The sequence below is a fragment of the Pseudogulbenkiania sp. NH8B genome (genome assembly GCF_000283535.1).
In the GTDB taxonomy this organism is placed as follows: Bacteria; Pseudomonadota; Gammaproteobacteria; order Burkholderiales; family Chromobacteriaceae; genus Pseudogulbenkiania; species Pseudogulbenkiania ferrooxidans.
Map to the genome: position 1 here is coordinate 483,188 of NC_016002.1, position 12,343 is coordinate 495,530.

The 12,343-nt window shown below is 66.4% G+C and carries 12 protein-coding genes; 7 read left to right on the forward strand and 5 right to left on the reverse strand.

Annotation, left to right across the window (positions count from 1 at the left end; translation table 11 throughout):
- Positions 1–14 precede the first annotated feature (14 nt).
- From NH8B_RS02235 to ylqF, 6 genes are all read left to right on the forward strand, one after another.
- Entirely contained in the window at positions 15–1,208 is a 1,194-nt protein-coding gene (locus tag NH8B_RS02235) for a CaiB/BaiF CoA transferase family protein (protein WP_014085822.1), read from the forward strand.
- 99 nt (positions 1,209–1,307) lie between these two features.
- A complete protein-coding gene (locus tag NH8B_RS02240; RefSeq protein WP_041703225.1) occupies positions 1,308–2,927 on the forward strand; it encodes an electron transfer flavoprotein-ubiquinone oxidoreductase in 1,620 nt (539 codons plus the stop codon).
- Positions 2,928–3,220: 293 nt separating this feature from the next.
- Complete coding sequence (locus tag NH8B_RS02245) at positions 3,221–3,778, forward strand: hypothetical protein (protein ID WP_014085824.1); 558 nt, start codon at positions 3,221–3,223, stop codon at positions 3,776–3,778.
- 119 nt (positions 3,779–3,897) lie between these two features.
- The gene (locus NH8B_RS02250) at positions 3,898–4,236 is read left to right on the forward strand and encodes a DUF4870 family protein (protein ID WP_014085825.1); all 339 of its coding nucleotides are present in this window, start codon (positions 3,898–3,900) and stop codon (positions 4,234–4,236) included.
- Between the two features lie 225 nt (positions 4,237–4,461).
- The gene (locus NH8B_RS02255) at positions 4,462–4,674 is read left to right on the forward strand and encodes a DUF3820 family protein (RefSeq protein WP_008955614.1); all 213 of its coding nucleotides are present in this window, start codon (positions 4,462–4,464) and stop codon (positions 4,672–4,674) included.
- Between the two features lie 4 nt (positions 4,675–4,678).
- Positions 4,679–5,614: a ribosome biogenesis GTPase YlqF gene (gene ylqF, locus NH8B_RS02260; RefSeq protein WP_014085826.1), complete on the forward strand. Its 936-nt coding sequence runs from the start codon at positions 4,679–4,681 to the stop codon at positions 5,612–5,614.
- Positions 5,615–5,869: 255 nt separating this feature from the next.
- On the opposite strand, the gene NH8B_RS02265 is transcribed toward ylqF, so the two are convergent.
- Genes NH8B_RS02265 through NH8B_RS02275 form a run of 3 tightly spaced genes read right to left on the reverse strand, consistent with a single transcriptional unit; the run spans position 5,870 to position 7,306 of the window.
- Entirely contained in the window at positions 5,870–6,325 is a 456-nt protein-coding gene (locus NH8B_RS02265; RefSeq protein WP_014085827.1) for a DUF3592 domain-containing protein, read from the reverse strand.
- A complete protein-coding gene (gene ruvX / locus NH8B_RS02270; protein WP_014085828.1) occupies positions 6,325–6,753 on the reverse strand; it encodes a Holliday junction resolvase RuvX in 429 nt (142 codons plus the stop codon). Before ruvX ends, NH8B_RS02265 begins: the two co-directional genes overlap by 1 nt.
- Positions 6,746–7,306, reverse strand: a complete 561-nt coding sequence (locus tag NH8B_RS02275; RefSeq protein ID WP_014085829.1) for a YqgE/AlgH family protein — start codon at positions 7,304–7,306, stop codon at positions 6,746–6,748. The genes ruvX and NH8B_RS02275 overlap by 8 nt, the downstream gene beginning before the upstream one ends.
- 100 nt (positions 7,307–7,406) lie before the next feature.
- Between NH8B_RS02275 and smc the strand changes: the two genes are divergently transcribed.
- A complete protein-coding gene (smc, locus tag NH8B_RS02280) occupies positions 7,407–10,892 on the forward strand; it encodes a chromosome segregation protein SMC (protein ID WP_014085830.1) in 3,486 nt (1,161 codons plus the stop codon).
- Between the two features lie 119 nt (positions 10,893–11,011).
- Here the strand turns inward: smc and NH8B_RS02285 are convergent, their stop codons facing one another.
- Positions 11,012–11,584: a YceI family protein gene (locus tag NH8B_RS02285; protein WP_008955608.1), complete on the reverse strand. Its 573-nt coding sequence runs from the start codon at positions 11,582–11,584 to the stop codon at positions 11,012–11,014.
- 199 nt (positions 11,585–11,783) lie between these two features.
- Positions 11,784–12,332 (reverse strand): YceI family protein, encoded by a 549-nt coding sequence (locus NH8B_RS02290; protein ID WP_014085831.1) that lies wholly within the window; start codon positions 12,330–12,332, stop codon positions 11,784–11,786.
- Between the last annotated feature and the right edge of the window lie 11 nt (positions 12,333–12,343).

The window sequence follows — 12,343 nt, forward strand, 5'->3', positions numbered from 1 at the left end:
CTGAGGAGATGACAATGTCTGGCGCCCTTTCCGGTTTCAAGGTTCTCGATCTGACGCGCGTATTGGCAGGGCCGTGGACCGGCCAGCTGCTGGCCGACCTCGGCGCCGAGGTGATCAAGGTGGAGCGCCCCGGCCAGGGCGACGACACCCGGCAGTGGGCGCCACCCAGCCTGCCGGACGGCACCGCCGCCTATTTCCTGTGCGCCAACCGCGGCAAGCGTTCGGTCACCGTCGACATTACCCGTCCCGAGGGGCAGGCCATCGTGCGCAGGTTGGCCGAAGAGGCCGACGTGCTGCTGGAGAACTACAAGGTCGGCGGGCTGAAGAAATACGGGCTCGACTACGACAGCCTCAAGAGCCTCAACCCACGCCTGGTGTACTGCTCGATCACCGGCTTTGGCCAGGACGGCCCCTACGCCGAACTGCCCGGCTACGACTACATCGTGCAGGGCATGAGCGGGCTGATGAGCATCACCGGCCCGGCCGACGGCGAGCCGCACAAGGTCGGCGTCGCCGTGACCGACCTCTTCACCGGCCTCTACGCCGCCAACGCGGTGCAGGCGGCGCTGCTGGCCAGGAGCCGCACCGGGCAGGGCCAGTACATCGACATGGCGCTGTTCGATTGCTCGCTTGCCATGCTGGCCAACGTCAACATGAACTGGCTGATCGGCCGCACCGTGCCGCCGCGCCTGGGCAACGCCCATCCCAACATCGTGCCCTACCAGGTGTTCAAGACCGCCGGCGATGGCCACTTCATCCTCGCCTGCGGTAACGACAAGCAGTTCCGCGCGGTGTGCCAGTTGATCGGTCAGCCGCAGCTGGCTGATGACGAACGCTTCGCAAGCAACCCGGCACGGGTACAATACCGCGAGCAACTGGTGCCGATGTTGGCCGAAGCCTTCCGCACTCGTGGCCGCGACGAGTGGCTCAAGGCGCTCGACAAGGCCGGCGTGCCGTGCGGGCCGATCAACAACGTGGCCGAGGCCTTCGCCGATCCGCAGATCCGCCATCGCGGCATGGAAATCCATCTGGAAGACAGCGCCGGCCAGGACGTGCCGCTGGTGGGCTGTCCGATCAAGCTGTCCGGCACGCCGGTGGAGTATCATCGGGCCCCCCCCAAGCTCGGTGCCGACACCGACGAGGTGCTGGGCGCGCTGGGGTATGATGGTGAGGCAATTGTGCAACTGCACCAATCAGGAATAATTTAAACGCTTGTTTGATTTTTGACGGATGGCTGGATTCATTGCATCATGATCGCCGAATATCGTCATGCGGATGAGCGAGGAGTAGCGGTGGAACGCGAATACATGGAATACGACGTGGTGATCGTCGGCGGCGGCCCTTCGGGGCTGTCCGCGGCGATTCGCCTCAAGCAGCTGGCGGCCGACAAGGGCCAGGAGATCAGCGTCTGCCTGCTGGAGAAGGGCTCCGAGATCGGCGCCCACATCCTCTCCGGCGCGGTGCTCGAACCTCGCACGCTGAACGAACTGATCCCGGACTGGAAAGACAAGGGTGCGCCGCTCAACACCCCGGCCCAGAAGGATCAGTTCCTGCTGCTGACCGAGACCGAGTCGATCCAGCTGCCCACTCCGCCGCAGATGCACAACGAGGGCAACTACATCATCAGCCTCGGCAACTTCTGCCGCTGGCTCGGTCAGCAGGCCGAAGAACTCGGCGTCGAGATCTACCCCGGCTTCGCCGCCGCCGAAGTGCTCTACCACCCGGACGGCTCGGTCAAGGGCGTGGCCACCGGCAACGTCGGCACCGGCAAGAACGGCGACCAGGACGGCGAGCCCGGCATCGAGCTGTGGGCCAGGCAGACCGTGTTCGCCGAGGGCTGTCGCGGCTCGCTCACCAAGACCCTGTTCGAGCGTTTTGACTTGAGAAAGGGATCCGACCCGCAAACCTACGGCATCGGCATCAAGGAACTGTGGGAGGTGAAACCCGAGCTGCACCAGCCGGGCAAGATCACCCACACCGCCGGCTGGCCGATGGACACCGCCACCTACGGCGGTTCCTTCCTCTACCACCTGGAAAACAATCAGGTGGTGGTCGGCTTCGTGGTGGGGCTGGACTACCAGAACCCCTACCTGTCGCCGTACGAGGAATTCCAGCGCTTCAAGACCCACCCGGCGATCCGTGGGGTGTTCGAAGGTGGCCGCCGCCTGTCCTACGGCGCGCGCGCCATCTCCGAGGGCGGGCTGCAGAGCATTCCCAAGCTCACCTTCCCGGGCGGGGTGCTGATCGGCGACACCGCGGGCTTCCTCAACGTGCCGAAGATCAAGGGCACCCACACCGCGATGAAGTCCGCCATGCTGGCGGCCGAGGCGATCGTCGAGGCGCTGGCCTCGGCCCAGGAAGGCCAGCCGCTCGAGGCCACCACGTACACCGCCACGTTCAAGCAGAGCTGGCTCTACGACGAACTCCACCGCGTGCGCAACATCCGCCCGGCGTTCCGCTGGGGGCTGTGGCCGGCGATGCTCTACTCGGCGCTGGACACCTACCTGTTCCGCGGCAAGGCACCGTGGACGCTGCACCATAAGCACGCCGACCACGAATGCCTCAAGCCCAAGGACGAGTGCACGCCGATCGCCTACCCCAAGCCGGACGGGGTGCTGACCTTCGACCGGCTGTCGTCGGTGTTCATCTCCAACACCAACCACAGCGAAGACCAGCCGGCGCACCTGAAGCTGAAGGACCCGACGGTGCCGATCCGCATCAACCTGGAGAAGTACGACGCGCCGGAGACGCGCTACTGCCCGGCCGGGGTGTACGAGATCGTCGGCCGCGAGGAGGGGGCGCCGCGTCTGCAGATCAACGCGCAGAACTGCGTGCACTGCAAGACCTGCGATATCAAGGACCCGACCCAGAACATCAATTGGGTGACGCCGGAAGGCGGCGGCGGGCCCAACTACCCGAACATGTGATCCAGCAAACCCGGCGTCATGCCGGGTTTTTTTATCCCCTTGCGCCTTGACAGGGCGAGGTGGCTGTCGGCATGATGGGGCCATGCTTAAATCCTTTGTCACCTCTTACGTCTATTTTTATTGGTACCGCAGCTCATGGCGGCGCCAAGGGGCGTGTGTGCTCTGACAAAGCAAACCAACACACCAAATTCCCGACAAATGCCGCCGCGGTTCAGGCGGCATTTGTCTTTCCAGCTCCCGACAAATGATCTCCCGAACCGCAGTGAACCCCGACTTCACTGGAGAACGAGATCATGAACCCCCGCCACGATGCCTTGCTCAGCGCCGACGCGGCCCTGCCGAGCCTGCCGGGCTGTGCTATCACCCTGTTAAGGGATGTGGAATTGCTGTCCGAGGGTGCCAACGGCGTGGCCGAACTGCGCGCCACCCAGCCCCTGCCCGGCACCTTGCTGCTGGCGGAATCGCGCCTGCCCGGCATCCGCACCGTTGCCATGCTGCTGGCTGCCTCTCGGCGCCGACACGACGGCAGCCATGCCCCGGCGCGTTTCAGCGATGCGGCCGACTGGCTGGCGGCACGCATCCTGCTCCTGGGCTTGAGCCATGTCGCGGTGAGCGCCGATACGCTGCCGCAACTGGACGAAGCCAACCGCCGCTTGGCGGCGCTGGCGCAACGACTGGGGCTGCCGTCGCGTCCGGCGGTGCCGGTGCTGATGACGGGAGCGGCGCAGACCGAGGTGGCCGGGCCGAGCCTGCCGCTGTGGCTGGAGCGCTGCCCGGTCGAGGAGGTTATCCGTTTCTGCCGCGACGAGACGGCCAAGGTACTGGCACGCTGGAGCGTGGTCGGCGTCTAGCCCCGAACCGCTCCGGCTGGCGTCGCTGCGTTACCTTGCGTTACTGTCTGTGGCCGTGGGCCAGGACGGGACGGCTTTGCCGGCGTGCCGGTGGCCACCCGATAAAATAAGGAAAGCGCATGGAACTGATCGACCACGAATTTGAACGCAAGCTCAACAATCTGACGCTGGCCGTCTACATCCTGCAGGCGCTGAGCCTGTTCGTCGGCGTGACGGCGATCGTCGCCATCATCATCAATTACCTCAAGCGTGACGACACCCGTGGCACGCTGTACGAGAGCCATTTCCTGTGGCAGATGCGCACCTTCTGGTGGGGATTGCTGGGGCTGGTGCTGGGCTACCTGACGGTGTTCCTGCTGGTCGGCTTCGTGATCCTGTTCGCGGTCTACATCTGGCTGATCTATCGTGTGGTGAAGGGCTTTCTCAATCTCAATGACGGCAAGCCGATGCCCTTGTAAGAGCCTATCCCATTAGGCAGTTGCGCCTTCGCATCTTGAGCGCCGATAGTGCTCGGAATCCTCATGGACTACGTGTCCATTGCGGTTCCTGTGCGCTGGCGGAACTCAACCTGCTTTGGCTCACTTGCCTACTGGAATAGGCCCTGAAGACAGGTTTTCTATGTTGCGCATGGTCAGTGCCTGCACTCTTTGGCACAATGCGCTTCCCCGAGTTCGAGTGCCGCCATGAATGCCGATGACCTTCTCCTGCTGGTGACGCGCCAGATGCCGTTCGGCAAGTACCAGGGCCGGCTGATCGCCGATCTGCCCGGGCATTACCTGGCCTGGTTCGCCCGCGAAGGCTTCCCCAAGGGGGAAATCGGCCGCTTGCTGCAACTGGCCTTCGAACTCGATCACAACGGACTGTCGTCCCTTTTGGACCCCTTACGGAAACGGTAACAGCATGGCGATTCAATGGTTTCCCGGCCACATGAACAAGGCGCGCAAGGATCTGGCCGAGCGCGTCAAGGATATCGATGTGGTCATCGAAATGCTGGACGCCCGTCTGCCGGCGTCCAGTGCCAACCCGATGATCGCGCGTATGACGCGCGGCAAGCCGGCGTTGAAGATTCTCAACAAGCAGGATCTGGCCGATCCGGCCATCACCCAGGTCTGGCTGGATTACTACTGTTCCAAGCCGGGTACCCGCGCCATCGCGCTGGATGCCGGGGAGCGGGCGCCGGTCACCAAGCTGGTGTCGGCCTGCCGTGCGCTGGCACCCAACCGTGGTGGGCTGGAAAAGCCGTTGCGCGTGCTGATCTGCGGCATTCCCAACGTCGGCAAGTCGACCCTGATCAATAGCCTGGCCGGGCGGCGCATCGCCAAAACCGGCAACGAGCCGGGTATCACCAAGGGTCAGCAGCGCATCCTGCTGGCCGACGACTTCGAACTGGTCGACACCCCGGGCATGCTGTGGCCCAAGATCGAGGTGGAAGAGGGCGGCTACAACCTGGCCGCCAGCGGCGCGGTCGGCCGCAACGCGCTGGACGAGGAGGAGGTGGTGCTGGAACTGCTGCGCTACCTGATGAAGCACTACACCACGCTGCTGCAGGAGCGCTATAACGTCGGCGATATCGAGGGCTGGCAGGATTTCGAGGTGCTGGAGCAGATTGGCCGGCGCCGCGGTGCCATGCTGGGCGGCGGGCGGGTGAATATCCAGAAGGCCGCCGAGATCGTGCTGACCGATTTCCGCGCCGGCAGCATCGGCCCGATCACGCTGGAGCGCCCGGACGAATGGAAAGCCTGGGAAAAGGCGGCGCGCGAGCGCGAGGCGGAGCGCCAGGCTTTGCGCGAAGTGCAGCGGCTGGAGCGGGAACAACGCGCCAAGGGTTCGCGCTGAGCCTCTCCCATTAGGCGGCTGTGCCTTTGCATCTTGAGTGCTGGCGGGCTGCGTGCGACTCTTTTGAAGAGTCGCTCAGCGATGAGGAATCCTCATGTCCTCCGTGTCCATTCCGGTTCCCGTGCTCCGGCAGACACTCAACCTGCTGTGGCTCGCTCGCCTCCTGGAATAAGCTTCCATGGCGGCAGTTTTTGAATCTAATGAACAACGGGTGCCAGAGGCACCCGTTTCGTTTTGGTCCGCTTGGCTCCTGGCCTAATCCTCGCCCTTCAGCAGCAGCACCAGGCCAGCCGCCGCGACGAGCAGCGTCAGCGCCTTGCCGGCCCAAGCGGTCCAGTGCTCCCCAGGCTCCAGGCAGGCTTCCTGCGGCCGTTCCGGGTTGTAGTAGACGCGCACCACCGCGCCGTTCGGGTACTTCGCCAGGACCGCTTCGGCCTGATCGCGGCTTTGCATCACGCCGGGGTTGGGGTAGCGGCGGATGGTGGATTCGAGGGTGACGCCGCCGACGCTGTAGCGGTAGCGCAACTGCGGCAGATAGTCGTCGCGATTGCCGTCGCCGCCGTTGTGGGAGCGGATGTCGAGACGGCTCTCCACGATGGTGCCGCTGGCCGACGGCCAGTGCGTGGCGCTCTGCCCCTTCTCGCCCAGTTTCCACAGGTAGACGAAAGCCGCACCGCCGATCAGCAGCAGCGCGAGCGCGATCAGGCGCATCACACCGCTTCGCCCGGTTGTTCGAACCAGGTCTGCAGGATGGCCTGCGCCGCGACCTGGTCGAGCGCCGGCTTCTGCTTGCGGCCACGCACCCCGGCTTCGTTGAGCAGGCTTTCGGCGATCAGCGAGGTGTGGCGCTCGTCGACCAGCCACACCGGCAGCCCGAAGCGGCCCTTGAGGCGGTTGGCGAAGCGGCGCGAGAGCCGGGTCAGGTCGTGTTCGGTGCCGTCGGCGTGCACCGGCAGGCCGACCACCAGCTGCGCCGGCCGCCATTCCTCGATCAGCTTGCCGATGGCGGCGAAGCGCTGCTCGGTGATTTCGGTGTCGATGGTGGTGAGTGGATGGGCGATGCCGAGCAGCGTCTCCCCCATGGCGACGCCAATGCGACGTTCGCCGAAATCGAAGGCCAGCGTGGTTCCCTCAGGCATGGCCGCAATCGGTGGAGAGCAAGGTGGGGTCGAATCCCAGCAGCGCCATGGCGGCGTCGTAGCGTTCTTCGGCGGGCAGCGCAAAGATGATGTGCGGATCGGCGCTGACCGTCAGCCAGCCGTTGTTGCGGATTTCCTCTTCCAGCTGGCCGCTCGACCAGCCGGAGTAGCCCAGGCTCACCATCATGGTGTCCGGGCCCTTGTTCTCGGACACCGCCACCAGCACGTCCTTGGACGTGGTGAGTGCCAGCTCGTCGGTGACCAGCAGGCTGGTCTGCCAGTTGCCGACCGGCATATGCAGCACGAAGCCGCGCTCCGGCTGCACCGGTCCGCCGAAGTAGACCGGCTCGCCCTGCAGCGCTTCTTCGGTCAGCGGCAGGTCAATCTGGTCGAACAGCTGCGCCATGGCGATGCCGGAGGGCTTGTTGACGATGATGCCCATGGCGCCGTGTTCGCCGTGCTCGCAAAGATACACCAGCGAGCGCGCAAACAGCGGGTCGGTCATGCCGGGCATGGCGATCAGGAACTGATTGGACAGGGAGAGGGCTTCCATGAAGCCATTATGGCACAACTCGTGACGGGCACCAGCGGGCGACGCCGCCGCCCGCCTGTCGTAAAATGCGCGCTTCCGCTCCCTTTGCTGCGAGGACGTCTTGCGTCTCACCCATATCAAACTGTCGGGCTTCAAGTCCTTTGTCGATCCCACCGCGATCCCGGTGCCGGGCCAGCTGGTGGCGGTGATCGGCCCGAACGGGTGCGGCAAGTCCAACGTGATCGACGCGGTGCGCTGGGTGCTGGGCGAGTCGTCGGCCAAGCAGCTGCGCGGCGAATCGATGCAGGACGTGATCTTCAACGGTTCTTCCACGCGCAAGCCGGTGAGCCGTGCCTCAGTCGAGCTGGTGTTCGACAACGGCGACGGCCAGCTCACCGGGCCGTGGGGGCAGTACGCCGAGGTGGCGATCAAGCGCGTGCTGACGCGCCAGGGCGAGTCCAGCTACTACATCAACAACCAGCAGGTGCGCCGGCGCGACATCACCGACCTGTTCCTCGGCACCGGGGTGGGTGCGCGCGGCTACGCGGTGATCGAGCAGGGCATGATCTCGCGCATCATCGAGGCGCGCCCGGAGGAGCTGCGCGCCTACCTGGAAGAAGCGGCCGGGGTGTCCAAGTACAAGGACCGGCGGCGCGAAACCGAGAACCGCCTGGCCGACACCCGCGACAACCTGGATCGTATCGGCGATCTGCGCCAGGAGCTGGAGCGCCAGGTCGAGAAACTGACCGAGCAGGCCGAGGTGGCGGCGCAGTTCCACGATCTGAAGGGGGCGCTGACCCACAAGCAGAACCTGCTGGCGCTGGCACGTCGCGAAGAGGCGGCGCGCACCGAGGCCGCCGCGCGCGCCGAACTGGCGCGCATCGAAACCGAGGAAGCGGCGCAGGAGGCGGCGCTGACCCATCTGGACACCGAGCTGGAAACGGTGCGCGAGCAGCACTTCGCCGCCAGCGACGCGGTGCACGAGGCGCAGCAGGCGTTGTTCGAGGCCAACGCCCAGCTGGCACGGCTGGAAGAGGCGCAGCGCCACCGCGAGCAGAGCCGCGCCCGGCTCACGCGCGAACTGGCCAGCGCCAGCAGCGAGCGGCAAACGTTGGCCGAAAGCCGCGCCCAAGTGGCGGCCCAGCTCGACGACTGGCTGCCGCGTCACGAAGAGGCGCAGCTCAAGCTGGAGGAGGCGCAGCTGGCGCTGGAGGATGGCGCCGACGCGCTGCCGCGCGCCGACGGGGCGTTCCGCCAAGCCGACCAGGCGCTGACCCAGCTCACCAGCCAGCAGGCCAACCTGACGCGCGAGCGCGACCTGGGGCGCCAGCGCATCGAGCATTTGAACCAGGCGCTGCAGCAGCTGGCGACGCGCGAGGCGGCGCTGACGCGCGAGCTGACCGACCTCAACCTGCCCGAGCCGGCGGCGCTGGCGGCGGCCGAGGCCGAAGTGGCGCGCGCCCGTGCCGCGCTCGACGCGGTGCGCGCCCGCGTGGTGGCCGACGAAGCCAAGCTGGCCGACCTGGCCGCCGAGCGCGAAAAGCTCGACGAGACGCTGGCCGAGCAGCGCGCCCAGTTGGCGCGGGCCGAGGCCGAGGCGGCGGCGTTGCAGGCGGTGCTGGCGCGCGAGGCGGCCGGCGAGCAGCTGGCCGGCTGGCTGGCGCAGCAGGGCCTGGCCGAGGCGCCGGCGCTGTGGCAGTCGCTCGACGTCGATCCCACCTGGCGCGTGGCGCTGGAGGCGGTGCTGGCGGAACGCCTGACCGCACGTGCCGGCCAGTTGCCGGATACCCTGCCGCCGGCCCCGCTCTGTCTGGTGGACAGCGTAACGCGCGTCGTGTCGCGTGCTGACCGGTCGTGGCCGGCACTGCTCGATTGCGTCAAGGCCGATGACGCGTTCGCGGCCGTGCTCGTCGACTGGCTCGCTGGCGTGTACTGCGCCGAGACCCTGGAGCAGGCGCTGGCACGGCGCGCGGAACTGGCCGCCGGTGAATGCTGGGTGACGCCGCAAGGGCATCGTGTCGGCGCCGCCAGCGTCAGTTTCCACGCCGCCGCCAGCGACGACGGGGTGATGGCGCGCAAGGGCGCGCTCGACGCCGCGCTGCAACGTGCCGCCGAGCTGCAGCCGGCGCTCGATGCCGGCCAGCGCCGGCGCGAAACGCTGCAAAGCCAGAGTGCCATGTTGGCCGAAGCGGTGCGCGCCCAGAAGGGGGCGCTGACTCGCCTCGAAGCCGAGCTCAACGCGGTGACGCTGGAGCAGGTCAAGCTCGACCAGGCGGCGCGCCAGGGTGCGGCGCGGCTCGCCGCGATCGAGGCCGAGCGCCAGCGCATCGCCGACGAGCGCACCCATGCCGCGGAGGAGATCGACGAGGCCGGCATCGCCAGCGAGGAAGCGGCGCTGGTGCTGGAGGAGCTGGTGGAGGCGCTGGAAGACGCGCGGCTGGCGCGGCTCAACGCCGAGACCGGCTTGCAACTGGCACGCAACAAGACGCGCGACGCCGAGCGCCTGGTGCACGAGGCGCGCCTCGAGCTGACCACCGCCGAGCAGAAGGTGGGCGAACTGGCGCGCCGCGCCAAGGAACTGGAAGAACGCGACGACCAGCTGGCGGAACGGCTCGAAACGTTGGCCGAAGAGGCCTTGACGGTGGACGAGGCGGTGCCGGAGGAGGCGCTGCAACTGGCGCTGGAACAGCGCGATGAGCGCGACACGCAACTGGCCGCGGTGCGTGACCGGCTCAACGGCCTGACCGAGCAACTGCGCCAGCTCGGCCAGCGCCAGCACGACGTCAGCGCCGCGCTGCCGGCGTTGCGCAACGCCCGCGCCGACTGGCTGCTGAAACACCAGGAGGCACGGCTCGGCGTCGAGCGCTTCAGCGAGGAGCTCAAGGAAGCCGGAGCCGACGAGGCGGCGCTGCTGGCCGACCTCACCGACGCCATCAAACCCAACACGCTGGCGGCCGAGATCGCGCGCCTGGCGCGCGCGCTGGAAAACCTCGGCGCGGTCAACCTGGCGGCGCTCGACGAGTTGCAGCAGGCGCGCGAGCGCGGCGACTACCTGGCCAGCCAGTCCGATGACCTGCTGCAGGCGATGGCCACGCTGGAGGAGGCGATCGCCAAGATCGACGGCGAGACGCGCGACATGCTGCAGTCCACCTACGACGCGGTCAACGCCAAGATGAGCGAGTTTTTCCCGACGCTGTTCGGCGGCGGCCGCGCCGAACTGGTGCTGACCGGCGAGGACCTCCTGGACGCCGGGGTGCAGATCATCGCCCAGCCGCCGGGCAAGAAGAACAGCACCATCCACCTGCTCTCCGGCGGCGAGAAGGCGCTCACCGCGATGAGCCTGGTGTTCTCACTGTTTTCGCTCAACCCGGCGCCGTTCTGCCTGCTCGACGAGGTCGACGCCCCACTCGACGACGCCAATACCAGCCGCTTCTGCGACCTGGTCAAGCGCATGGCGGAGCGCACCCAGTTCCTCTACATCTCGCACAACCGCCTGACCATGGAGATGGCCGAGCAGCTGGTCGGCGTCACCATGCAGGAACAGGGCGTCAGCCGCATCGTGGCGGTGGACATCGTCGAGGCCTTGCAGATGCGCGAGACCGCCTGAAAGCCCATTCCATCAGTCGGCTGCGCCTGCGATAGGCATCCTGGCCGTCAGATGCCCAGCCCCAAAACAAACAGCCCGCCAATCAGGCGGGCTGTCGTCATTGCTACGGAGCGCGGGGCTTACTCGGCCTTGACGGCTTCGATCGCCACTTTCAGTACCACGTCGTCGGCGATGGCCGGCAGGAAGGTCTTCATGCCGAAGTCGCTGCGCTTGATCACGGTCTCGGCGTTGGCGCCGTAGGTCTGCTTGCCGGTCATCGGGTTCGGCTTGCCGCCGAACTGAGTGACTTTCAGCGTGACCGGCTTGGTCACGCCGAGGATGGTCAGGTCGCCCTTCAGCGCGGTCAGCTTGTCGCCGGCGAACTCCAGGTTCTTGGACTTGAAGGTGATGGTCGGGTACTGCGCCACGTTGAAGAAGTCCTTGCTCTTCAGGTGCTTGTCGCGATCCGGCAGGAAGGTCTGCAGCGAGTCGGCGTCGATGGTGATGTCGACCGCGCCTTTCTTGGCGGCGCTGTCGAGCTCGACCTTGCCGCTGGTCTTGGTGAAGGTGCCGGACTGGACCGAGAAGCCCAGGTGGTTCACTTCGTACTGGGCGAAGGTATGGGTCGGGTCGACGTTGTAGGTCACCGGGGCGGCGAGGGCGGCGGTGCTCAGGCCGGCCAGGGCGGCGGCGATCAGGGTCTGTTTCATCATGTCTTACTTTCTCCTGCTGGTTGCTTGGAACCTGCTCACGATCCTGCTGCGCGATCCCTGATCGGGGTTCATGTGCACTGCGTGCGAATCTATTGATTCGCTCGGCGATCAAAAATCCTCATGGGTGCCATGTCCATTCCGGTTTCTGCGCTGCTTTTCACCCCGCTGAGGGCCGCTCGCGACGGATCGTGAACAGGTCCTACTTGGTCGCGGCCGGGAAAGCCACGCGGAACTTGATCTGCACTTCGTCGGCGACGGTGCCGGTGTCGGTCCAGTCGCCTTCGCCGATCTTGAAGGCCAGGCGGGACACCGGCAGCACGCCTTCCACCACGCTTAGGGCGCCTTGCTGTTTCAGCGTGAATGGCGCGCTGACGTCCCGGGTGATGCCCTTGAGCGTGAGTTTGCCGGTCACCTGGTAGCGGTTGGGGCCGGCGCTCTTGATGCTGCTCGACACGAAGCGCGCGGTCGGGAACTGGCCGGCGTTGAACCACTCCTTCTTCTTGGCCTCGGCTTCCGCGTCGCGCGTCGGCAGGCTGATGCTGCCGGTCTGGATGGTGATGTCGGCCTTGCCGGCCTCCGGCTTGGCCGGGTTCAGCTCGACGTTGGCCGAAAAGCTCTTGAAACCGCCGTCGACCGGCGTGCCCAGTTGTTTCATGGCGAAGCCGATGCGGCTTTGGGTCAGGTCGGCCGGCGCGGCGAAGGCCAGCGGGGTCGCCAGCAGCAGGGCGGCGGAAATCAGCACTCTCATGTCGGGTCTCG